The sequence below is a fragment of the Streptacidiphilus sp. PB12-B1b genome (assembly GCF_014084125.1).
Classification (GTDB): Bacteria; Actinomycetota; Actinomycetes; order Streptomycetales; family Streptomycetaceae; genus Streptacidiphilus.
In genome coordinates this window covers 3,887,814-3,909,212 of sequence record NZ_CP048405.1, presented here as the reverse complement: position 1 = coordinate 3,909,212, position 21,399 = coordinate 3,887,814, and the positions used below count along the sequence as shown (strand labels likewise).

General features: G+C 71.4%; 23 protein-coding genes. 13 read left to right on the top strand and 10 right to left on the bottom strand.

Features of this window, described 5'->3' with window-relative positions:
* The first annotated feature begins 3 nt into the window (after positions 1-3).
* Together GXW83_RS17425 and GXW83_RS34130 are read left to right on the top strand one after the other, a co-directional pair.
* Complete coding sequence (locus GXW83_RS17425; protein ID WP_370466723.1) at positions 4-390, top strand: anti-sigma regulatory factor; 387 nt, start codon at positions 4-6, stop codon at positions 388-390.
* A gap of 130 nt (positions 391-520) precedes the next feature.
* A complete protein-coding gene (locus GXW83_RS34130; RefSeq protein ID WP_225447058.1) occupies positions 521-1,894 on the top strand; it encodes a PP2C family protein-serine/threonine phosphatase in 1,374 nt (457 codons plus the stop codon).
* A gap of 37 nt (positions 1,895-1,931) precedes the next feature.
* On the opposite strand, the gene GXW83_RS17415 is transcribed toward GXW83_RS34130, so the two are convergent.
* Entirely contained in the window at positions 1,932-2,429 is a 498-nt protein-coding gene (locus GXW83_RS17415; protein WP_225447057.1) for a hypothetical protein, read from the bottom strand.
* Between the two features lie 185 nt (positions 2,430-2,614).
* Here GXW83_RS17415 and GXW83_RS17410 point away from each other — a divergent pair, with 185 nt between their 5' ends.
* Positions 2,615-3,199 carry a DUF1003 domain-containing protein gene (locus GXW83_RS17410; RefSeq protein ID WP_182443973.1) on the top strand — a complete coding sequence of 195 codons (585 nt, stop codon included), beginning with the start codon at positions 2,615-2,617 and terminating at the stop codon, positions 3,197-3,199.
* A gap of 83 nt (positions 3,200-3,282) precedes the next feature.
* Positions 3,283-3,456: a CsbD family protein gene (locus GXW83_RS17405; RefSeq protein WP_182443972.1), complete on the top strand. Its 174-nt coding sequence runs from the start codon at positions 3,283-3,285 to the stop codon at positions 3,454-3,456.
* Positions 3,457-3,543: 87 nt separating this feature from the next.
* Here the strand turns inward: GXW83_RS17405 and GXW83_RS17400 are convergent, their stop codons facing one another.
* On the bottom strand, positions 3,544-4,107 hold the full coding sequence (locus tag GXW83_RS17400; RefSeq protein ID WP_182443971.1) for a DUF5994 family protein: 564 nt from the start codon (positions 4,105-4,107) through the stop codon (positions 3,544-3,546).
* 307 nt (positions 4,108-4,414) lie between these two features.
* On the opposite strand from GXW83_RS17400, the gene GXW83_RS17395 reads away from it, so the two are divergent.
* Positions 4,415-4,714, top strand: coding sequence for a hypothetical protein (locus GXW83_RS17395; RefSeq protein ID WP_182443970.1), 300 nt, complete (start codon positions 4,415-4,417; stop codon positions 4,712-4,714).
* A 5-nt stretch (positions 4,715-4,719) separates the two neighbouring features.
* Complete coding sequence (gene htpX / locus GXW83_RS17390) at positions 4,720-5,616, top strand: zinc metalloprotease HtpX (RefSeq protein ID WP_182443969.1); 897 nt, start codon at positions 4,720-4,722, stop codon at positions 5,614-5,616.
* Between the two features lie 51 nt (positions 5,617-5,667).
* Here htpX and GXW83_RS17385 read toward each other — a convergent pair whose 3' ends face one another.
* Both GXW83_RS17385 and GXW83_RS17380 read right to left on the bottom strand, forming a co-directional pair.
* The gene (locus GXW83_RS17385; protein ID WP_182443968.1) at positions 5,668-8,055 is read right to left on the bottom strand and encodes a phosphoketolase; all 2,388 of its coding nucleotides are present in this window, start codon (positions 8,053-8,055) and stop codon (positions 5,668-5,670) included.
* Between the two features lie 164 nt (positions 8,056-8,219).
* Positions 8,220-9,143: a slipin family protein gene (locus GXW83_RS17380; RefSeq protein ID WP_182443967.1), complete on the bottom strand. Its 924-nt coding sequence runs from the start codon at positions 9,141-9,143 to the stop codon at positions 8,220-8,222.
* Between the two features lie 334 nt (positions 9,144-9,477).
* Here GXW83_RS17380 and GXW83_RS17375 point away from each other — a divergent pair, with 334 nt between their 5' ends.
* The 7 genes from GXW83_RS17375 to GXW83_RS17345 all read left to right on the top strand — a co-directional run bounded on the left by GXW83_RS17375 (position 9,478) and on the right by GXW83_RS17345 (position 14,829).
* Positions 9,478-9,924, top strand: a complete 447-nt coding sequence (locus GXW83_RS17375) for an STAS domain-containing protein (RefSeq protein WP_182443966.1) — start codon at positions 9,478-9,480, stop codon at positions 9,922-9,924.
* The gene (locus tag GXW83_RS17370) at positions 9,914-10,669 is read left to right on the top strand and encodes an ANTAR domain-containing protein (RefSeq protein WP_182443965.1); all 756 of its coding nucleotides are present in this window, start codon (positions 9,914-9,916) and stop codon (positions 10,667-10,669) included. The genes GXW83_RS17375 and GXW83_RS17370 overlap by 11 nt, the downstream gene beginning before the upstream one ends.
* An 84-nt stretch (positions 10,670-10,753) precedes the next feature.
* The gene (locus GXW83_RS17365; protein WP_182443964.1) at positions 10,754-11,470 is read left to right on the top strand and encodes a GAF and ANTAR domain-containing protein; all 717 of its coding nucleotides are present in this window, start codon (positions 10,754-10,756) and stop codon (positions 11,468-11,470) included.
* Positions 11,471-11,652: 182 nt separating this feature from the next.
* Entirely contained in the window at positions 11,653-12,270 is a 618-nt protein-coding gene (locus GXW83_RS17360; RefSeq protein WP_225447056.1) for a GNAT family N-acetyltransferase, read from the top strand.
* 215 nt (positions 12,271-12,485) lie between these two features.
* On the top strand, positions 12,486-12,776 hold the full coding sequence (locus tag GXW83_RS17355; RefSeq protein ID WP_182443963.1) for a hypothetical protein: 291 nt from the start codon (positions 12,486-12,488) through the stop codon (positions 12,774-12,776).
* A gap of 92 nt (positions 12,777-12,868) precedes the next feature.
* The gene (locus GXW83_RS17350; protein WP_182443962.1) at positions 12,869-14,503 is read left to right on the top strand and encodes a DUF4331 domain-containing protein; all 1,635 of its coding nucleotides are present in this window, start codon (positions 12,869-12,871) and stop codon (positions 14,501-14,503) included.
* On the top strand, positions 14,500-14,829 hold the full coding sequence (locus tag GXW83_RS17345) for a phospholipase (protein ID WP_182443961.1): 330 nt from the start codon (positions 14,500-14,502) through the stop codon (positions 14,827-14,829). The genes GXW83_RS17350 and GXW83_RS17345 overlap by 4 nt, the downstream gene beginning before the upstream one ends.
* Positions 14,830-14,929: 100 nt before the next feature.
* Here the strand turns inward: GXW83_RS17345 and GXW83_RS17340 are convergent, their stop codons facing one another.
* The 6 genes from GXW83_RS17340 to tal form a co-directional block, all read right to left on the bottom strand.
* Complete coding sequence (locus GXW83_RS17340; protein ID WP_182443960.1) at positions 14,930-17,218, bottom strand: catalase; 2,289 nt, start codon at positions 17,216-17,218, stop codon at positions 14,930-14,932.
* A gap of 359 nt (positions 17,219-17,577) precedes the next feature.
* On the bottom strand, positions 17,578-18,009 hold the full coding sequence (locus GXW83_RS17335) for an ATP-binding protein (RefSeq protein ID WP_182443959.1): 432 nt from the start codon (positions 18,007-18,009) through the stop codon (positions 17,578-17,580).
* A 111-nt stretch (positions 18,010-18,120) separates the two neighbouring features.
* Positions 18,121-18,870, bottom strand: coding sequence for a GAF and ANTAR domain-containing protein (locus GXW83_RS17330; RefSeq protein WP_182443958.1), 750 nt, complete (start codon positions 18,868-18,870; stop codon positions 18,121-18,123).
* 5 nt (positions 18,871-18,875) lie between these two features.
* Entirely contained in the window at positions 18,876-19,610 is a 735-nt protein-coding gene (locus GXW83_RS17325) for an ANTAR domain-containing protein (protein WP_182443957.1), read from the bottom strand.
* Complete coding sequence (locus GXW83_RS17320) at positions 19,607-20,035, bottom strand: STAS domain-containing protein (protein ID WP_182443956.1); 429 nt, start codon at positions 20,033-20,035, stop codon at positions 19,607-19,609. Before GXW83_RS17320 ends, GXW83_RS17325 begins: the two co-directional genes overlap by 4 nt.
* A 217-nt stretch (positions 20,036-20,252) precedes the next feature.
* Entirely contained in the window at positions 20,253-21,377 is a 1,125-nt protein-coding gene (gene tal, locus GXW83_RS17315) for a transaldolase (RefSeq protein WP_182443955.1), read from the bottom strand.
* Positions 21,378-21,399 lie beyond the last annotated feature (22 nt).

The following is a 21,399-nucleotide window of genomic DNA, read 5'->3' as shown; positions in this document are numbered from 1 at the left end:
GACGTGCTGGAGATCACTGCGAACAGCGGGGTGGTCCAGGCCAGGCAGGCGGTCCGGGCCCTGGCCCAGGAGTGCCGGCTGTCGCTGGTGGAGCAGACCAAGCTGATCACCGCCGCCAGCGAGCTGGCCCGCAACACCCTGGTCTACGGCGGCGGCGGCACCATGTCCGCCGCACTCGTGGACGAGGGCGGTCGGCGCGGCGTACGGGTGGTCTTCGCCGACCAGGGGCCCGGCATCGCGGACATCGACCTGGCGATGACCGACGGCTGGACGTCCGGCAGCGGCATGGGGCTGGGCCTGTCCGGCTCCCGGCGCCTGGTCGACGACTTCGCCCTGGACACCGCCCCCGGCCGGGGCACCACCATCACGATCACCAAGTGGTCCAGATGAGCGCATCACCATCACCGGCTCCGGTGCCGGAGTGCGAGCACCCAGGTGAGGCGGCGCCGGCCGTCGCCGCACCGGTACGGGCCGGCCTCCGCCCCGACGAGGCGAGTGCGGTGGTCTCCGGGGGGTTGTGGTGAGCAGCGGCGCCCCGCACGCGCACCGCGTCGGCGACGCGGGCGCCAGGCGTCCCCTGCTGTCCGTGGCGGTCAGCTCGGAGAAGGACGTCTTCGCCCTGCGCCGCCAGGCCAAGACCGCGGCGGAAGCGGCCGGGATGGAGGCCCGCGACCAGGTCCGCCTGGCGACCGTCGTCAGCGAACTGGGCCGGGACCTGCTGCGGACCGATCCGATGACGGCGGCCTTCGCGCTGGAGGAGGGCGGCGTGCCGACCCTGTGGGTGGAGCTGGCCTGGAACGACGCCCGGGTGCCCAGCCCGGAGTCGCTGGACGCCGTCACCCGCCTGGTGCCCGCGACGCTCTACCGCCCCTCGGCCGGGGCCCGCACCGCGGCCGGTCCCGGCGGACGGGTCGAGATCCCCTGTCCGCTGCCGGCCCCGCCCAGGGGCGGCGCCGAGGCGCTGCGCACCGCCCTGCGCGGGGCGTCTCCTGCCGCCAGCGCCATCGACGACCTGCAGGCCCAGACCCGGGACCTGATCGCAGCCCTGGAGGAGTCCCACTCCCAGCGCGACGAGCTGGAACGCCTCAACGAGGAGCTGCAGGAGACCAACGAGGGCGTCATCGCCATGTACGCCGAACTCACCGCCGAGCTGGAGGAGACCAACCGCGGCGTCGTCGCCCTCTACGACGAGGAGCACAAGCTCGCGCTCACCCTCCAGCGCACCTTTCTCCCTGACCGGCTGCCGGACACCCCCGGCGTGGAACTGGCCGTGCGGTACCTGGCCTCCGCCTCCCAGACCGAGATCGGCGGCGACTTCTACGAGGCCGTCCACACCCCGGCCGGTCTGCTGCTGGCGGTCGGCGACGTGGCCGGCCACTCGCTCCAGGCCGCCGTCGTCATGGGCGAGCTGCGCCACGCCCTGCGCGCCTACGCCGCCGAGGGCCACCCCCCGCACACGCTGCTGGAGCGTCTGGACCACCTCCTGGTCCAACACCAGCCCGGCTGGACGGCGACCGTGTGCATCGCCCTGCTGGAACCCGGCAACGACCGCATCCACCTGGCCAACGGCGGGCACCTGCCGCCGCTGCTGGTCAGCCCCGACGGGGAGGCGACCCAGCTGCGCGGCCACGGGCCGCTGCTGGGCTTGGGGCTGCCTCAGCCGACAGCCACCGCCCATGCCATCGCCCCCGGCGGACGTCTGGTGATGATCACCGACGGACTGATCGAAACCCGTACAAGCGACATCGTCGATCGCCTCGACACGCTCAGGCGCGCCGTGGCCGACGGGCCCGCCGAGCCCGATGCCCTCTGCACCGCTCTGCTGGAGACCTTCGGCAACGACCAGGAGGACGACATCATCATCTTCGCCGCCCGGATGAACACGCGGCCCTGATCGGAACCGCTGCGGACGCCGGAAAGGCCGGGACGGATCAGGAGACCTTCTTGGACGTCTCGCGGTCCCGGTGGGTCAGGGCCAGCAGGCTTCCGGCGACCGCGATGATCAGGAGCGCGGCGGCGATGCTGGTCCAGCCGGCCTTGTCCCAGTACACGTCCTTCAGGTCGATCAGGTTCGCGGTCTCGTCGATCACCAGGGCCATGCCGACGCCGTAGGCCAGCCCCATCCACAGGTGCCAGCGCGGCGAGCGCTCGACCAGCCCGCAGGCCCCGACGATCATCAGCAGCAGGATGCCCCAGACGTAGTGGTGGATGTGCACCCCGCCCGCGGAGACGTTTCCCACCCCGGAGGCATTGACGTGGATCAACCAGGTCAGCAGCCGCAGGCCGCCGAAGGTCACGGTGAACGCCCACCACGCCAGCACCAGCCCCCGGCGCGTCGGGGAGACGTCCCGCAGCCTGCGCGGACGCCTGCGGGCGGGGCCGTCACCGGCATCCAGGTCGTGTACGGAACTGTCGGGGGATGTCTTCACCCCGGTGATCATGCCCCAGGCGTCCGCCCCCGCTCACCGGCGGACACTTCCTCATCAAATGCTTACCTTTGTCGGTCTTCCGGTTCCGCCGGTGCGGGCAGGCGTCCGTGAGCCCGTCGGGGTCCGCACTCATGGCCGTGGCCCCGACACCGCCGGCGGTCCGGTCCCAAGCGACTGGAGTCGCCATGCCCACCACCACAGCTGCGCCGCCTGCCGTCGAACCCGCCCCCGCCCAGGACGAGTCGCTGACACCACGGCAGCACCCGATCTCGCGGCAACTGCACGAGGAGCGCACCCGCGGCGAGCGGCTGGCGGACGACATCGCCGGACACATCGGCTCCTGGCGCTTCCTGATCATCCAGAGCGTGCTGGTCGCCCTCTGGATCGGGCTGAACCTGACCGGCCTGATCCTCAGGTGGGACAGCTACCCCTTCGTTCTGCTGAACCTGCTGTTCAGTGTCCAGGCCGCCTATACCGGTCCGGTGCTGCTGCTCTCCCAGAACCGCTCCGCCCAGCGCGACCGGGTCATGGCCGAGCACGACTACGCCACCAACGAGCACGCCGAACAGTTGATCGAGGCGCTGATGAGCGAGCTGCTGCGCAACAGCCAGGCGGTGCTGGCCATCGCCAGCTTCCACGGCATCCAGCTGCAGGCCCTGAACAAGCACGAGAGCGACTTGAACGACAAGGTCGGCGCCATGCAGGAGCAGCTCGCCGAGGTCGAGGACGTGCTGACCGCGAAGGCCGCTCAGGAAGCAGCCCGGGCCTGAGTGGACATTCGGATGGTTACCGGCCCGGAACGGGGTAGGCGTGGCCCAGGGCGATGACCGCCCGGGAACGTGAGGAGACCAGCATGAGCACCGGTGACAAGGCCGCCAACATCGGCGAGAAGGCCAAGGGCAAGGTCAAGGAGACGGCTGGCAAGGCGGTCGGCAACGAGCGCCTGGAAGCCGAGGGCAAGGGCGACCAGATCAAGAGTGACGCCAAGCAGGCCGGTGAGAAGGTCAAGGACATCTTCAAGCACTGAACCGCCGGCGGCGAACGGCGGGGATCCCCACGGATGTGGACGGGATCTCCGCCGTTTTCGCTGTCGATCGCGGCAGTTGTCGAGCTGTTACCGGATGGCGCCAACGGCGATGCCGTCAGCGGGCGTTGACAAGGGCTCCGACTCGGCTGCCTCGGCCTGCCAGTCACGGGGGGCGGTGGCGTCCCAACGGGCCGCGCCCCAGCGGTTGGTGGAACCGGGATCGGCCACCGCGCTGGGCGACAGGAGGTTCCCGGCCAGGGAGGCGGACGCCATGATGCGGCGCGCCTCACCGGGTTCGGTCTCCGGCGGCAGGACCAGGAGGTCCCAACGGTTGATGTTGTAGGAGAGCAGGGTGATCTCGTACGGGTCCTGCTCGGCGTCGTACCAGCCCAGCCGGACCGCGTGCGTTCCGGTGCGGACCTCGTAGGGGATCGAGGGCCACAGGTGCCGGTTGACCGTCGCATGGGTGATGCGGCCCCAACGGTGGTCCGCCTCGGCCAGCAGGGAGGGGAGCTCCACCTGCAGATCGCGCGAGTGCGGCCACCAGACCCCGTCCAGACGGCACCGCTCCTTGGAGGAGGGGGTGAGGGACAGGCGCAGCGGCGGTGCGAGTTCCACTGCCGGGGGCGGAGTGGTGAGTACGGTGGTCATCAGATGAACCTGACCCCGGGCGGTCTCCCGCCCGGCGCTGTCGATCCCCGGGGACGACGCGGTCTCAACGACCGCATGCGAAGTGCCCTCGGTGGCTCCACCCTACTCCGGCACGCAGGCGCAGGGGGCTGGACGCGGAGTCCCGTTCACGTCCCGGGATCAGGGGACGTTCGGCCCCTGCCGGATCGGCCGCCGACGAGGGATGCTGGAGGTGTACCCCGTGCGGGAGCTTCGCGCTGCCCGCGCAGCCATCGGCGACGCCGTCGCAAGGCCGACGTGGTACTGGAGAGAGGGAGGTGAGCCGGCAATGACACTCACCCGCCGCATCGCGGCACTGTTCACGGTCGGGGCGAACACCGGCCGCGGCGGTCCGCCGCAGACCGAGGAACAGCGGCCGACCCGTGCGTCACACCGGTTGCAGGCGCAGATCGCCGCCTTCCGAAGCCGCAAGGAGACCACCGGGGCCGGTCGGGCCGCCGCCGAGGCCGCTCCCGGGCCGAGCGGGGAGCGCGGTGACGCCGACGGCGTCGCGGCGGAACTCGCCCGGATCCGCACCGGACTCGCCCAGGGGCCGGCCGCGCCGGACCCGGCCCGGGTGGGGAGGTGAGTGCCGTGCGTTCGCGCTTCGCACCCGACCGGCAGCTGACGGTACGCATGGTGACCGTCGTCTTCCTGCTCGGCCTGCTCTACATGGTGTTCATCGCCGCGCTGGTGCTGCTGCTCAAGTCGGCGGTGCTGGTCGTGGTCGTCATCGGCGGGCTGCTGGCCGCGCAGTACTGGTACTCGGACCGGATCGCGCTGTTCGCCATGCGCGCCACCGAGGTCTCCCCCGACCAGCAGCCGCATCTGCACGGGGCCCTGGACCGGCTGTGCGCCGCAGCCGACATGGCCAAGCCGCGGATCGCCGTGGCCGACAGTGCCCTGCCCAACGCCTTCGCCACCGGCCGCAACCCCGACCACGCGGTCCTGTGCGTCACCACCGGCCTGCTGGACCGGCTGGAGCCGGAGGAGTTGGAAGGGGTCCTGGCGCACGAGCTGTCGCACATCGCCCACCGCGACGTCGCGGTGATCACCGTCGCCTCGTTCCTCGGCGTGGTGGCCGGGCTGGTCGCCCGCTTCGCCCTGTTCTCCGGTCTGGGCAGGCGGGCCGGACCGCAGGCGGCGGTGGTCTTCGCGGCGGTCATGGGGGCAGCTGTCACCGTGTACTCGATCAGCTTCCTGCTCATCCGCACCCTGTCCCGCTACCGCGAGCTGGCCGCCGACCGCGCCGCCGCCCAGCTCACCGGCCGCCCTTCGGCGCTGGCCTCGGCACTGGTCAAGGTCAGCGCCGACATCGCCCGGATCCCCAGCCGGGACCTGCGCACCGCGCAGACGTTCAACGCCTTCTTCTTCGCCCCCACCCTGGGCCGCGAGCGCAGCCTGTCCAACCTCTTCGCCACCCACCCCAGCCTCCAGCAGCGGCTGGACGCCCTGGCCCGGATCACCGCGCGGCTCGGCGAGCCCGAGTGAGCCCCTTCCCACCGTGCGCCCGGTGATCGCCGGGCGCCGGCGGTCACCGGGTCACGCGGGCGCGCCCCAGCTCCAGTCGCGGATCTCGGGCAGGTCCCGGCCGTGGACGTCGATGTAGCGGCTGTGCTCGACGAGCCTGTCCTGCATCTGCTGCTTGAGGTAGTCGCCCCGGGCGCCGATCTGCGGCACCCGGTCGATGACGTCCATCACCAGGTGGAAGCGGTCCAGCCGGTTCTGCACCCGCATGTCGAAGGCGGTGGTGATGGTGCCCTCTTCGTTGTAGCCGCGTACGTGCAGGTTGCGGTTGGTGCGGGCGTAGGTGAGGCGGTGGATGAGCCAAGGGTAGCCGTGGAAGGCGAAGATGATGTGCTTGTCCTTGGTGAACAGCGAGTCGTAGTCGGCGTCGCTGAGGCCATGCGGGTGCTCGGTCTCCGGCTGGAGTTTCATCAGGTCCACCACGTTGACCACCCGGACTTTCAGTTCGGGCAGGTGCTCGCGCAGGATGGAGACCGCTCCGAGCACCTCCAGCGTGGGGGTGTCCCCGGCGCAGGCCAGCACCACGTCCGGTTCCGCGCCCTGGTCGTTGCTGGCCCACTGCCAGATCCCGGCGCCCTCGGTGCAGTGCACCACCGCGTCGTCCATCGACAGCCACTGCGGCATCGCCCGCTTGCCGGCCACCACGACGTTGACGTAGTTGCGGCTGCGCAGGCAGTGGTCCATCACCGAGAGCAGGGTGTTGGCGTCCGGCGGCAGGTACACCCGGACGACGTCGGCCTTCTTGTTGACGACGTGGTCCAGGAACCCCGGGTCCTGGTGGGTGAAGCCGTTGTGGTCCTGCTGCCACACGTGCGAGGTGAGCAGGTAGTTGAGCGAGGCGATGTCGCGCCGCCAGGGCAGCGCCTTGGTGACCTTCAGCCACTTGGCATGCTGGTTGAACATGGAGTCCACGATGTGAATGAACGCCTCGTAGCAGTTGAACAGGCCGTGACGACCCGTCAGCAAGTAGCCCTCCAGCCAGCCTTCGCACTGGTGCTCACTCAGCATGGAGTCCAGCACCCGCCCGGAGGGGGCCAAGAACTCGTCGTCGGGCAGCGTCGAGCCCAGCCACTGACGACCCGTCACCTCGAAGACGGCGCCCAGGAAGTTGGACAGGGTCTCGTCGGGGCCGAAGAGGCGGAAGTTGCGCTGCCGCTCGTTGAGGGCCACCACGTCCCGCAGGAAGCTGCCGAGGACGAGGGTGTCCTGGGCCTCGACCGCTCCGGGGGCGGTGACGTCCACGGCGTGCAGGCGGAAGTCCGGCATCCGCAGGTCGCGCAGCAGCGCCCCGCCGTTGGTGTGCGGATTGGCGCCCATCCGCCGGTCGCCGACGGGCGCCAGCGCGGCCAGCTCGGGGATCAGCGCGCCGTCCTGGCCGAACAGCTCCTGCGGCCGGTAGCTGCGCATCCACGCTTCCAACTGGGCCACGTTGCCCGGGTGTTCGGCGTCCACCAGCAGCGGCACCTGGTGCGAGCGGAACGTCCCCTCAACCGGGAGGCCGCCCACGGTCCTCGGTCCGGTCCAGCCCTTGGGCGAGCGCAGGACGATCATCGGCCAGCGCGGCCGGGAGCTGTCGCCGCTGGTGCGGGCGTGCTCCTGGATCTCCTTGATCCGGTCGACGGCGGTGTCCAGGGCGGCGGCCATGAGCTGGTGCATCGCCTCGGGATCGGAGCCGGAGACGATGAGGGGCTCCCAGCCGCAGCCGGAGAAGAACTGCTCCAGCTCCTGCTCCTCGATCCGGGCGAGCACGGTCGGATTGCTGATCTTGTAGCCGTTCAGGTGCAGGATCGGCAGCACCGCTCCGTCGCTGACCGGGTTGAGGAACTTGGTGGACTGCCAGGCGGTCGCCAGCGGCCCGGTCTCGGCCTCCCCGTCGCCGACCACGCAGGCCACCACCAGGTCCGGATTGTCGAAGGCGGCGCCGAACGAGTGGCTGAGGGAGTAGCCCAGTTCGCCGCCCTCGTGGATGGAGCCGGGCGTGGTCGGCGCGACATGGCTGGAGATGCCGCCGGGGAAGGAGAACTGGGTGAACAGCCGCTTCATCCCGGCCTCGTCCCGGCTGACGTCCGGGTAGACCTCGCTGTAGGAGCCCTCCAGGTAGGTGTTGCCCACCAGCGCCGGACCGCCGTGGCCCGGCCCGGCGACGTAGAACATGTCCAGGTCGTACTTCTTGATCACCCGGTTCAGGTGCACGTAGACGAAGTTCTGCCCCGGCGTGGTCCCCCAGTGCCCCACGATCAGCGGTTTGACGTCGGACAGCTCCAACGGCCGCTTGAGCAGCGGGTTGTCGTAGAGGTAGAGCTGGCCGACGGACAGGTAGTTGGCCGCCCGCCAGTAGGCGTCCATCGAGTTCAGCAGGTCGGGTGCGAGTACGCCGCCGCTGGGGCGGGCTTCGATGATCATGGCGTCAGGGCCTCACGGATCTCGGGGGAACTGCGGGACGGGTGGCCCGAGGCGTCCCGAAGCCGACCATCACCGCCGGTACCTCGGTCAGTACCAGCGGGTGGTCGGCGTCGACGGGCCGGCGGCGGGTGCTGCGGTGAACACCCGCGCGAGCGCCTGTGTCTCTAGCTGGTGGGGACGAAGGGCCCGTCGCCGTTGACGGGGAGGACCGGGGCCTCCTCCTTGGCCTTGCGGAGCGGGGGCTCGGTGATGCCGGCGGTGGGGGCCGTCCCTGGCGCCGGGGTTGCGGCGAGCGCGGTGGCGGCGAGCGGGGTGGAGGCGGCGGCCTCGCGGGCGAGGAAGGAGCCGAGCTCACCGATGGTGCTCATCAGCGGCGCCGGGAACACCACGGTGGTGTTCTTGTCGACGCCGATCTCCACCAGACTCTGCAGGTTGCGCAGTTGCAGCGCCAGCGGGTGCGCCATCATGGTGTCGGACGCCTCACCCAGGGCAGCGGCGGCCAGGGACTCGCCCTCGGCGTTGATGATCTTCGCCCGCTTCTCCCGCTCGGCCTCGGCCTGCCGGGCCATCGCCCGCTTCATGCTGTCCGGCAGCTGGATGTCCTTCAGCTCCACCAGCGTCACCTGCACGCCCCACTCGACCGTGGAGACGTCGAGGATCTCGCGGATGTCCTTGTTGATGGAGTCGGTCTCGGACAGGGTCTCGTCCAGCGTGTGCTGCCCGACCACCTTGCGCAGCGTGGTCTGCGCGATCTGGTCGATCGCGGCCTGGACGTTCTCGATCGCCACGACGGACTTGACCGCGTCCACGATCCGGAAGTAGGCCACGGCCGAGACGTCCACGCTGACGTTGTCCCGGGTGATGATGCCCTGCGACTGGATGGGCATGGTGACGATCCGCAGGGACACCCGGTGCAGCACGTCGACGAACGGGATGATCACCCGCAGCCCCGGCTCCCGCGTACCGCGGACCCGCCCCAGCCGGAACAGCACCCCGCGTTCGTACTGCCGCACCACTTTCAACGACATGGCTGCGGCGATCAGGGCGACCACCAGAACGGCGATGATGACGACAATCAGAACGGCCATGATGCGGACACCCCTTCAGGGGGTCACAGGGGAGATTCCCTGGGTTCCGCAAGGTCCGGGCGAAACGGAACGCGAGCGCCGCACCGGAGGCTTCCGGGCGGCATACCCAACGCCGTGGTGTCAGTCAACGCCTGGGCCGCAGGCCTGTCAATGCGGCCCGCCGTGGCGCCCGCCGACGGGGCATTCGGAGCGGATCGCCTTTTACTCCCCGGGGCACCGGCTGAGCGTCTAAGCTGATGGCAACACCACCCCGGCCCCCGGTGGCTGAAGACGGCTCCCCCGCCGTCACCGATTCAGTCCGAGGCCCGCGCCGCTCGAGGGTGGTTTTCCGGTGATGGAAGCAGAGAACAGCGCACAGACCCGACTTCCCCACGCCCAGCTCCACCTCATCGACCCGCCGGCTCCGGCGTCCCTCGCTCACGGGTATGCCCGGGCACGGGCCGTCGACGGCGTCACCCTAGTGGAGTTCCACGGTGAGATCGACCTGGCGGCGGTTCCCGAGATCGCGTCGCTGCTGGACGCGGCCACCGAGGGGAAGCAGCCGCAGGTGCTGGTCGACCTCACCGCCGTCACCTTCATCGACTGCAGCGGATTCGGCCAGATCGCCCGGGCCTGGCAACGGGCCCTGAGGCACGGCGGCGGCCTCGAACTGGTCTGCACCAATCGGCGCATCCTGCGCGTCCTCAGCGTGGTGGGGCTGACCCCGACCATTCCTCTGGCAACCCTGCCCGGCAACGCCTCGTGCGCGGCGCAGGCCCCGGGAGCACCGGATGGCCGCTGACCGGGCGGCGCGGATCGCGGTGCTGGTCGCCGAGCAGGCCGTTCGCCGCGGCGGCCCGGTCGGCCTGGTCGACGTGTGCGCCGCGGCGCAGGCGTCGCTGCCGATCGGCGGCGCGAGTGTCTGCGCCATGTCACCGGCCGTCGCCGGCTATCCGCTGTGCAGTACTGACGCGGCCGGCGAGCAGTTGCAGGAGCTGCAGCTACAGCTCGGCGAAGGGCCCAGCGTGGACGCCTTCGCCCGGGGATCGACGGTGTGGGCGCCCGATCTCGGCGCCGACGAGGCCCGGCTGCGCTGGCCGGTGTTCGCCCCGGCCGCGGTGGACGCCGGGGCCCGGGCGCTCTACTCCGTCCCCCTGCAGATCGGGGCGATCAGCCCCGGTGTCCTGGACCTGTACGCGCAGCTGCCGCTGCTGCTCAGCCCGCCGGAGCTGGCCGAGGCCATGGCGTTCGCCGACTGCGCCACGCTGGTCCTGCTGAACACCCGGGCCGCGGACCGCGAGGGCCTCGCGGCCGCGTTCGACGGGAACCCGGGCGGCTACTGCGCCGAGATCGACCAGGCCACCGGGATGCTGACCGGACAGCTCGGCGTAGGCATCGAGGAGGCTTCCGTCCGGCTGCGCGCCTACGCCTACGCCCATGACCGCCGCCTGTCCGAGGTCTCCGCCGACGTCGTCGACCGCCGTCTGCGCTTCTCCCCCGATGTCGGACCCGGTCCGGTGCCGAGGGCGGCCGACGAGCCGCCGTGAGCACCGGGCCACGGCCGGTGCCGGCCACCGCGCGCACCCCCGCTCGCGCCGAGCAGGGGCTATTCTCGAACAAGGGTGACCGCCATGGATGAACAGCTGCTCGCCAGGACCTTCGTCGAACTGGCCGACAATCTCGTCGCCGACTTCGACCTCATCGACTTCTTCCGCCTGCTGACCGATCGCTGTGTCGGCGTCCTGGGAGTGAGCGCGGCCGGCGTCCTGCTCGCCGACCGCAACGGCGAGCTGAGGGTCATGGCCGCCAGCAGCGAGCAGGCCCGGCTGCTGGAACTCTTCCAGCTCCAGAACGCCGAAGGCCCCTGCCTGGAGTGCTTCCACACCGGCGCCCCCGTGACCGTCCCGGATCTGACCACCGCGGCCGAGCGCTGGCCCCGCTTCGTCGCCCAGGCCCAGAGCACCGGCTTCACCGGGGTCCAGGCCCTGCCGATGCGGCTGCGCGACGACGTCGTCGGTGCCCTGAACCTCTTCTCCGACGAAACCCTCCGGTTCGACCCGGCCGCCCTCCCCCTCGCCCAGGCCCTGGCCGACGTCGCCACCATCAGCCTGCTGCAGCAGCGCTCCACCGAGGTCAGCACCCTCCTCAACGAACAACTGCAGACCGCTCTGAACAGCCGGGTGCTGATCGAACAGGCCAAGGGCAAACTCGCGGAACGCCTCGACATCGACATGGAGCAGGCATTCACCGCCCTGCGCAGCTACGCCCGCAGCCACCAACGGCGGCTGTCCGACCTGGCCCTGGCCTTCGTCAACGGCACCGAGCCGCTCACCGACCTCATCGTCTGACGTATCGTCACTATCGTGGGGGGTGCCGTGGTTCGGGAACGACGATACTGCCGGGCAACGGGCGCCTCCCCCGGACACTCCGTGAAACGAGGCGCCATGCCCGCACCGCCCCCGACCACCGGCCGACTGCGGCCACCGCCGCCGAACACCCCGCCCGGGCGGCGGCTCCGCGAGCGCCCCCGGTGAGCCGGCGCGAGCGGGAGACGGTGCTGCGCCGGCTGAACCGCTGGCAGGCCGAGCAGCAGCGCGAGGATCTGGCAGACCTGTCGGTCGAATGCTGCGGCGTGGAGCCGGGAACGGAGTTCGAGCACCGCGAGGAGTTCAAACGGCGGCTGGTGGCCGACGCCCGGCATCCCGGGTTCGACATGCTGCTCGCGGAGACGGCGACGCTGGTGGGCTTCGTCTTCGGGGTGCCGGTGGACCGCGACGGCGGCTGGTGGAGCGGCTTTGTCGGCGAGCTGCCCCCGTACATCGAGCAACTCACCGCATCGGGGCACGTGTTCGCGGTCACCGACCTGGTGGTGCACCCTTACGCGCGCCACCACGGCATCGCCGCAAGCCTGTTGGCGCGGCTGCTCGGTGACCACCATGCCTCCCTCGGGGTTTCCCTGGTGGAGCAGGGGGAGCACCAGGTCTTCGCCGCATTCCAGTCCTGGGGCTGGCAGGAGATCGGGGAGGTCCGCCGGGCGGGTGACCCGCTGGTCCGGCGCGCGATGGTCCTGCCGCTGGGGGCGCGGAGCACAGCCGTGCCCGGCGGCCTGGCCCACGACGTCCGCACCCAGCGCCCGGACGTCACCTGACGGCGGCCGGGCCGCCGAGCGGGCAGTCAGCCGGTCGCCGGGCGAGCAGTCGCCCTCTGTGCTCAACTGGCGACAGGGCGTCCGGCGCGCTTCGACATCGCGCCGCGCCCGGCCGCACCCCGCCCCGCCTTGTGCCGCGCAGGGGTGTCCGACGCACGTGCCGCGCCGCTGACCAGCAGCGCGCGGCCCGCCCCACACAGAGATCAGGATGCACCATGACCGCTTCGTCTCGACGCACCTTCATCCGGAACGCCTCCACCAGCGGCGTCGCCGTGGGCCTGGCCGCCGTGTCGCCCGCGCTGCTGGGGAGCCCGGCCTCCGCGGCCGCCCACGGCGCGGCCGCCCCGGCCCCGGCGTCCGGCAAGGCCCACCAGGGCCCCTTCGTGGCGTACGTGAAGAACGCGAAGGCGGGCGAGATAGCGGTGCTGGTCGGCGAGCGCGAGGTCGTGCACCACGACAAGGACCTCGCCACCCGTCTGGCCCAGGTCGCCGCCACCGGTTCCTGAAGCCGTCCCGCACGGCCCGGCAGCAGCCGCACGGCACGCACCGGGCCCGTACCCCACCCCGTCCCCCTCACCAGCCCAGGAGCAGCGCGCACATGTCCTCGCACAAGGAAGCCCCGGAGATCTCGAACGACCCGGCGGCCGACAACACCGATGTCTACGCCTTCGTCAGCCCCGACAAGCCGGACACGGTGACGCTGATCGCCAACTTCAACCCGTTCGAGGACCCTGCGGGCGGCCCGAACTTCTCGGAGTTCGCCGACGACGTCCTGTACGAGATCCACATCGACAACGACGGCGACGGCCTGCCGGAGATCAGCTACCAGTTCCGCTTCACCACGGTGAACACCATCCCCAGCACGTTCCTGTACAACGTGGGGACGATCGAGTCGATCGACAGCAAGAACTGGAACCGCCGCCAGTTCGCCACGGTGACCCGCACCGACGCCAAGACCGGTGCCGGCACGGTGCTGGGCCGGGACCTGGCCTGCCCGCCGTGCAACATCGGGCCGCTGTCCACGCCGAACTACGCCGCCCTGGCCCAGCAGGCCATCCACGCGCTGCCCGGCGGCCGCACGGTCTTCACCGGCCAGCGCGCCGAGGGCTTCTACATCGACATCGGCGCCATCTTCGACCTCGGCGACCTGCGCCCGCTGCAGAACCTGCACGTCGGCTCCAGCATGCCCGCGGCCCCCGGCGTCAACGGCCCCAAGGCCAAGAACGTCCACTCCATCGCCCTGCAGGTGCCCAAGACCGACCTCACCTCGGGCGGTAGGAACCCCACCGACCCGACCGCCGCGCGCTCCACCGTCGGCGTCTACGCCACCGCCAGCCGCCAGCGCTCGCGCATCTACGACACCGACGGCACCACCACCAACAGCGGCCCCTGGGTCCAGGTCTCCCGGCTGGGCAACCCGCTGTTCAACGAGGTCATCAACCCGATCTCGCAGAAGGACCTCTTCAACTCCCAGGCACCGGCGGGCGACAAGCAGTTCGCCGGCAATGTGGCCAAGCCGCAGCTGGCCCAGCTGCTGCCGGTCCTGTACCCGGGCGCGTTCCCCAACCTGGCGGCCCTCAACGCCTCCGGCAAGCCGCGCGCCGACCTGGAAGCCATCCTGCTCACCGGCATCCCCGCCGGAATCGTGCCCGGCTTCCAGAACAACACCGGCACCGTCCAGGCCGACATGCTGCGCCTGAACCTGGCCGTGCCGCCCACCATGCGCAACCCCAGCAACCTGGGCCTGATCGGCATGGACGCGGCCGGATTCCCCAACGGGCGACGGGTCTTCGACGACGTCACCACCATCGAGCTGCGCGCCATCGCCGGGGCCACCTACGCCCTGGTCGACAAGACCTTCACCCCCGACAAGGCGGTCGGCGCCATCACCCAGGGCCTGACCTCCAGCAACACCGACGTCACCGCCGACAACACCGTGCACTACCTGCCCTGCTTCCCCTACCTGGGCACCCCGCACGGCGGCTACTACAACCCCGGCGACAACACCCCCGCCCCCGACCTGGGCGCCACCCCGCTCGGCGGCCCCGCCACCGGAGCCGGCGGCAGCCAGCACCGCACCGACAGCGTCAAGGTCATCGGCGGCACCGCCCTGGCCACCGCGGCCGCCCTCGCCGGCGCCACCGCGCTCAAGCACCACGTCCGCTTCGCCGCCGACGCGGACGCCGGTGCGGGCAACGCCGCCGACAACGACCACTCCCCGGTGGCGCCATGACCACCTCTCACGCCACCGGTGACGACAGCGTCCTGGTCGACATCGGCGGCGACGTCGGCGCCCTGGTCATCCTCACTCCCCCGGACCTCACCGGAACCGAGATCGCTCTCAGCCCGGTGGACGACGGAGCAGCGCGGACGCACGCGGCCGTACAGGAGCGGAGCGGCCCCGGCGCAGCCATGCACGCCGCCGTCTTCCCCTCGCTGGCCGCGGGGGCGTACACGGTGTGGGACGCGCTGTCGCCCATCGTCCAGGTCACGATCACCGGCGGCCAGGTCACCCGGGTCCTGTGGCCGGCACTGCGCCCCACCCCGGCTCCGGCCTGAGGGCCTGACGGCCCGACGGCCCGACAGAGGCGGGAACGCTTACGGGCCGGGCCCGGGAGAGGTGGCGCTGCCAGTCTCCCGGGCCCGGCCCGTGCGTGCGTCAGACCGCCGGGGTGAAGCGGTCCCAGGCGCGGTGGCTGCCGAGCAGCGCGGTGACGGATTCGAACACCGAGTCGGCACTGTCGGCGGTGACCACGCCGGGCGCGTCGGGGGCGATACCGGCGGCCTCCAGGGCCTCGGGTCCGTCGGCCCAGGCGCCCAGGGCCTTGCCGTGCCGGTAGGCCTCGGCGAGCATCAGCAGGACCCGGGGGTCGACCCCGGCCGCCAGTGCTGCGTCGTCGTCGACCTTGGCGTCGCGGGCGCCGTAGGCGTCGGCGCCCGGGGCGGGCGCCCCGGCGACCAGGATCGCGTCGAACTCGGTGGACCGGGCGGTGGCGAAGGTGCGCTGCACGGCGACCGGGTCGCCGTCCGTGTCCAGCATCCCGCCCTTGGGGGCGATCACCAGCGGCACCATGCCCGCGTCCAGGACCGCCTGGCGGATCGAGCGCACCCCGGTCAGGTCCTGATCGCCTGCGGTGATGATGCCGATGATCCGCCCGTCCAGCGGCCACTCGCCGCCCAGCTGTGACAGGGCGGGGCTGGGCTGCGGGTCCGCCAGGGGGACGGTCGCCTGCGGAGCGGGCAGGCCGAGTCCGGCGGCGACCTGCGCGCACAGGTCGGTGTCGATGTTCGCCAGCGTCTTCAGCGCGCGCTCCTTGATCGCCGTCTCGTAGCACTTGTTCAGCTCGAAGGTGTAGGCGGCCACGATGTGCTCGCGCTCGGTCGGCGTCATGCTCAACCAGAAGAGGCGGGCCTGGCTGTAGTGGTCGTCGAAGGAGGCCGCCGCCTCCCGCACCTTGCGACCGGCCGGGACCACGACGGGGGTCTCGATGTAGGCCCCGGTGTCGGCGCCGGCCACGAAGGGGCAGCCGCCGTCGAGGGAGTTGGGCCGGTAGGGGGCGACCCCGCTGTGCACGGCGGTCTGGTGCATGCCGTCGCGCAGCATGTCGTTGACCGGGGCGTGGGTGCGGTTGATGGGGAGCTGGGTGAAGTTGGGTCCGCCGAGCCGGGTGATCTGGGTGTCGAGGTAGGAGAACAGCCGGCCCTGGAGCAGCGGGTCGTTGGTGACGTCGATGCCGGGGACGAGGTTGCCGAGGTGGAAGGCGACCTGCTCGGTCTCGGCGAAGTAGTTGGACGGGTTGGCGTTGAGCGTCATCAGGCCGATCGGCTGGACCGGGGCCAGCTCCTCGGGGACGATCTTGGTCGGGTCCAGCAGGTCGATGCCCTCGAACAGCTGGTCCTCGGTGTCGGGGAACGCCTGCACACCCAGCTCCCACTGCGGGAAGGCGCCGGACTCGATCGCGTCGGCCAGGTCCCGGCGGTGGAAGTCCGGGTCCATGCCCGCGGTGATCTGCGCTTCCTCCCACACCAGGGAGTGCACCCCGAGCTTGGGCTTCCAGTGGAACTTGACCAACGTGGTGGCGCCCTCGGCGTTCACCAGCCGGAAGGTGTGGATGCCGAAGCCCTCCATCATCCGGTACGACCGCGGGATGCCGCGGTCGGACATGTTCCACAGCGTGTGGTGGGTGGCCTCGGTGTGCAGGGAGACGAAGTCCCAGAACGTGTCGTGCGCGCTCTGCGCCTGCGGGATCTCCCGGTCCGGGTGCGGCTTGGCGGCGTGGATGACGTCGGGGAACTTGATCGCGTCCTGGATGAAGAACACCGGGATGTTGTTGCCGACCAGGTCGAAGACGCCCTGCTCGGTGTAGAACTTGGTGGCGAAGCCGCGGGTGTCGCGGATGGTGTCGGCCGAGCCCCGGGAGCCGAGCACGGTGGAGAACCGCACGAACACCGGCGTCTCCACACCCTTGCCCAGGAAGGCGGCCTGGCAGATCCCCTCGGCGGTTCCGTAGCCCTGGAAGACCCCGTGTGCGGCGGCGCCGCGCGCGTGCACCACCCGCTCGGGGATCCGCTCGTGGTCGAAGTGGGTGATCTTCTCCCGCAGGTGGTGGTCCTGGAGCAGCACCGGTCCGCGCGGTCCGGCCTTGAGCGAGTGGTCCGTGTCGTACAGCCGTGCGCCCTGCGCCGTCGTCAGCCGGTCGCCGCCCTGGGCGACCTCCTTCTGCGGGATGCCGGTCTCCTGGCCGGTCGGGCTGTACGTCTGCGGCCCGCTCTGGTCCGCCTTCGGCGGCAGCGGCCCGGTGGGCTCGGTCGGCTCGTCGACGGGCGGCGGCACCGGAGCCGGGGCGCCCGGGATCTCGTTGCCGTGGGTGACCGCGTCCTGCACCTTGGCCGCGACCTTCTTCGCCGTCTTGGCTGCGGAGGCCACGGGGTTCTTCTTCGTACTCATGGAATTCCGATCATGGAATGGGGTGTGCCGCGCAGCGAAACGGGGTGTTCCCGACATGAGCGGCATGGTGTGACACACGGGTACCCAGGAGATGGAGGGGGGAACACCACCGGCAGGTCGGAGGTGGCATCGGGGTGCAGCGCGCGCATACGGGCCGCTGCCCGCTCAGCGCCGGGCGACCCGCCCCGGGCCGCAATCGCGTCGGCGGGCAGGGCCGCCGATGCTTCGTACCCGTTCGGCCCACCGCTCGCGGATACGCGGAGGACGTGCGGTCCGGGTGTGGATACCGCCTACCCCGTCATCGGCGGACCACCGGCCGCTGCCGTCCGTACGCCCGGGGTCGCGGGATCCGGTGCCCGTCACGTCTGCAAGCCCGCCCCGTACGGCCACCGCAGGATCGCGGTGACGGTCTTGCCCCCGGCCGGGTGCCCGATGACCGCGACCCTGGCGGACAGGGAGGTCAGCAGGTTCCAGCCGAAGCCGCCGCCGCCAGCCTTCAGGTCGGGTGCCCGGCGCTGCGGCAGGGCATCGCTGGTGTCGCTGACGGCGACAACCAGATCGGCTCCGTCGTCGACCAGCTCCAGGACGCAGGGCCCCGGTGCGTGGTGCACGGCGTTGGCGACCAGCTCGCTCACCAGCAGCAGCGCATCGGCTGCCGCCTCTTCGGGAACGGCTGCCGGAGGACCGCGCAGAAAGGCGGCGGCCAGGCCACGCGCGGCTTTCGTGGTTCCGGAAAGGCCGTCCAGCACAAACGTCGCGTGGGAGGGCATTGCCTCCTGGTGGTTGCTCATGGCCGTGCCCCTCTGCCCTGTGGTTCATGGGTCGCATGCCCGGACCCGGGGCTTGAATGCCTCGAGTCGGCCTCGGGCTCCGGCGATCTCCGCCGTTGCCCGGGCGCGGGGTCAGCGGCGCGGACCGTGCTGGGGCGATCGGGGGATCTGCTCGGTGTCGAATGTGCCGTCGGCGATCTGCCTGGCCAGCCGGGCGAGTTGGTGGTGGTGGGAGCGGGCGTAGCTACGGAAGGCGGCGAACGCCTCGTCGGTGCTGACCTGCCAGCGTTCGGCCAGGATGCCTTTGACCTGTTCCAGGACGATACGGCTGGTGAGCGCGTACTGGAGCTGCCCGCGTTCGGTCTCGCTGTGGGCCAGGGTGCGCTGCTGGAGAATGGCGATGGTGGCCACGTCCGCCAGGGCCTGGGCCAGAGCGGTGTCGACGTCGCTGAGGGGGTCGGGCCTGGTCTGGAACAGGCCGAGCGCGCCGATGACCCGGCCGCGCAGCCGCAGCGGGATGGCGGTGACGGACACGAACCCCGATCGGCGGGCGGTCGGGGTGAACTGCGGCCACCTCCGGGCGGCGTCCTGGTCGCCGAGGCTGATATTGGTCCGCGGCCGGCCGCTCTGGTAGCACTCCACGCAGGGGCCCTGGTCGTGCTGGAGGGCGAACAGCTCCAGCAACCGGGTGTGCTCGTCCGAGGCGGCCAGCACCTGCAGCACCTCGTGCTCGTCGGCCAGCAGCACCCCGCACGCGGACACGTCCAGCAGTTCCACGCAGCGCACGGACAGCCGGTGGAGGAAGTCGATCAGGTCGAAGTCGTCGATCAGGGAGTCGGCGACCTCCACGAAGACCTTGGTGAGTTCCTGTTCGCGGGTCATGGCGATCAGTCCTTGTCTGCCACGGGCACCGGTGTGCCGTTGCCGTTGCCGTTGTTGTCCAGGCGCAGCCGCCGCGCGACCACATCCTGGGAGATGTCGGTGAGCGATCGGCCGCTGCTGTAAGCATGCGCGCGCAGCCGCAGCAGGGCCTGGGGCAGGGGCACCGCGAGCTGGACGCTGACCATACCGGTGGCCTGGTGGACGACGGCGTGCAGCAGGGCGTGCGCGGGGCCGTCCGGAAGGGCTCCGGCCGGGCGCGGGTCCTCCCCCAGGGCGCGCGCGGTCAACGAGAGCGCCAGGATCTGCGCGTCGCCGAGCTGCCCGTCGGTCAGCGGGCCCGGGATCCGGCGCACCGCGGTGAGCACACCCGCCCGGATCGCGCCGATCCCCATCGGGAAGCAGAACACCGCGCGGACCGCCAGGCCCGCAGCCTCCACGCCCAGGGCGGGCCAGCGCTGGTGCCGCACCTGGGACAGGTCCGGCACCAGCACCGTCTCGCCGCTGCGCGCGGCCTCGGGGCCGGGGCCCTCGCCGAGGGTGAACTGCAGGTCCTCGAACCGGGCCGCCGCCTCGTCGGAGCACCACACCAGCTCCGCCCGCTCACCGCCGGTGGCCAGGGACATCGTCAGCCCGTCCACCCCCAGGGCTTCGGCGGCGCGCGCGGCGAGGTGCGCTGCGGTGTCGAACCCGTCGTCGAGCTGGAGCAGCCGCAGCACCTCGGCCATGCTGTCGCTGATCAAGGGGCGTCCGGTTCCGGGCCGCTCCAGGTCGCTGCCCAAGGGTCGTCGGCCGGATCTGCGGGCACCGGACCGGCAGGTGCCGACCCCGTCGGGGAGAGGAGCACGGCGCCGGTACCGGTGACGATGACCAGCCGCATGACCGACAGGTTCGGGTGCTCCAGCCGCAGGTGCCCCCCGGCGGCGGTCGACGCCTGGGCGGCGACGAGGAAGGCGTTCAGACCGCAGACGTCGCAGAAGGCGAGGCCGGACAGGTCGACGCCGATGGTACGTACCCCCGAGTCCAGGCAGGTCTCGACCATCCCCAGGAAGAGGGCGGTGGTGTCCAGGTCGAGCTCCCCGACCAGGGTGATCACCGTACCGTGCTCACCGTCACCGCGCTGCGCCAGCAGCCCCGGGGGCTGCCCCCGGGTGGACGGAAGGGGCAAGGGCGGAGCGCAGTTCTCATCGGTACGTCGCATCCTGACCTCTTCAGCCGTCGTCGGTGACGCGGCCGAGGTCCTGGGCAGCGCGGACAGCACCTCGTGTGGTCCTGTCACGGGCCCCGGAGCCGCCCAGGCCGATCGTCCTGGGCTCCGCAGACCCTGTGCTCCACAGGCTAGTCCGCGGCCGGCCCCGGCGCACGGCTTACGGTCACACCACCGCTCAGCGTGCCGTGCGGTGCAGTTCGCGGGAGACGGTGTCGCCCAGTTCGCTCCAGCTCGTGTCGAACTTGGTCACGCCCTCGCGCTCCAAGGTCTCGGTGACGTCATCGAAGTCGATGCCGAGGTCGGCCAGGGCCGCCAGGTGGGCCCGGGCGGCGGGGTAGCTGCCCTGGATGGTGTCGCTGACGGCGGGCCCGTGGTCGGCGAAGGCGGCCAGGGTGGAGCCGGGCATGGTGTTGACCGTGCCGGGCGCGACCAGGTCGCTGACGTACATGGTGTCCGGGTAGGCGGGGTTCTTGACGCCGGTGGAGGCCCACAACGGGCGCTGCGGGCGGGCTCCGGCCGCAGCGAGCGCCTGCCAGCGCGGCTGCGCAGTGGTCTGCTCGAACGCCTCGTAGGCCAGGCGGGCATTGGCCACCGCTGCCTGGCCCTTGAGGGCCAGGGCCTCCGGGGTGGCCAGGGCGTCGAGCCGGGCGTCGACCTCGGTGTCCACCCGGGAGACGAAGAACGAGGCGACCGAGTGGATGGCGGTGAGGTCGTGGCCCGCCTCCCTGGCCTGCTCCAGGCCGTTCATGTAGGCGTCCATGACCTGGCGGTAGCGGTCCAGGGAGAAGATCAGCGTGACGTTGACGCTGATGCCCTGGGCGATCACGGCCGTGATCGCTGCCAGGCCCTCGACGGTGGCCGGGATCTTGACGAACAGATTGGGTCGGTCCACCGCCTCCCACAGCGCCCGTGCCTGGGCGATGGTGGCCTCGGTGTCGCGGGCCAGCCTCGGGTCGACCTCGATGGAGACCCGGCCGTCCACCCCGTCGGTCCGTTCGTTCACCGGGCGCAGCACGTCGCATCCGGTGCGGACGTCGGTGGTGGTGATGGCGAACACCGCCTGGTCCACGTCGGCCCCGTCAGCGGCCAGCTGCTGCAACTGCTCGTTGTAGCGCTCTCCCTTGGACAGGGCCGACGCGAAGATCGTGGGGTTGGTGGTGACCCCGACGACATGCCGGCGGTCGATCAGCTCTTGGAGCCGTCCGCCGGCCAGGAGTTCGCGTGACAGGTCGTCCAGCCACACGGACACCCCCGCGGCGGAGAGGTCGGCGAGCGGGTCATGGGCGGGTACGTCAGTCACGGGAGCTCCAGGTCAACGGATC

Coding starts and splice junctions, on each gene's coding strand:
- GXW83_RS17410 (WP_182443973.1), top strand. CDS start 2,615: ATGCCCACCACCACAGCTGCGCCGCCTGCCGTCGAACCCGCCCCCGCC.
- GXW83_RS17405 (WP_182443972.1), top strand. CDS start 3,283: ATGAGCACCGGTGACAAGGCCGCCAACATCGGCGAGAAGGCCAAGGGC.
- GXW83_RS17400 (WP_182443971.1), bottom strand. CDS start 4,107: ATGACCACCGTACTCACCACTCCGCCCCCGGCAGTGGAACTCGCACCG.
- GXW83_RS17395 (WP_182443970.1), top strand. CDS start 4,415: ATGACACTCACCCGCCGCATCGCGGCACTGTTCACGGTCGGGGCGAAC.
- GXW83_RS17385 (WP_182443968.1), bottom strand. CDS start 8,055: ATGATCATCGAAGCCCGCCCCAGCGGCGGCGTACTCGCACCCGACCTG.
- GXW83_RS17380 (WP_182443967.1), bottom strand. CDS start 9,143: ATGGCCGTTCTGATTGTCGTCATCATCGCCGTTCTGGTGGTCGCCCTG.
- GXW83_RS17375 (WP_182443966.1), top strand. CDS start 9,478: ATGGAAGCAGAGAACAGCGCACAGACCCGACTTCCCCACGCCCAGCTC.
- GXW83_RS17370 (WP_182443965.1), top strand. CDS start 9,914: ATGGCCGCTGACCGGGCGGCGCGGATCGCGGTGCTGGTCGCCGAGCAG.
- GXW83_RS17365 (WP_182443964.1), top strand. CDS start 10,754: ATGGATGAACAGCTGCTCGCCAGGACCTTCGTCGAACTGGCCGACAAT.
- GXW83_RS17355 (WP_182443963.1), top strand. CDS start 12,486: ATGACCGCTTCGTCTCGACGCACCTTCATCCGGAACGCCTCCACCAGC.
- GXW83_RS17350 (WP_182443962.1), top strand. CDS start 12,869: ATGTCCTCGCACAAGGAAGCCCCGGAGATCTCGAACGACCCGGCGGCC.
- GXW83_RS17345 (WP_182443961.1), top strand. CDS start 14,500: ATGACCACCTCTCACGCCACCGGTGACGACAGCGTCCTGGTCGACATC.
- GXW83_RS17340 (WP_182443960.1), bottom strand. CDS start 17,218: ATGAGTACGAAGAAGAACCCCGTGGCCTCCGCAGCCAAGACGGCGAAG.
- GXW83_RS17335 (WP_182443959.1), bottom strand. CDS start 18,009: ATGAGCAACCACCAGGAGGCAATGCCCTCCCACGCGACGTTTGTGCTG.
- GXW83_RS17330 (WP_182443958.1), bottom strand. CDS start 18,870: ATGACCCGCGAACAGGAACTCACCAAGGTCTTCGTGGAGGTCGCCGAC.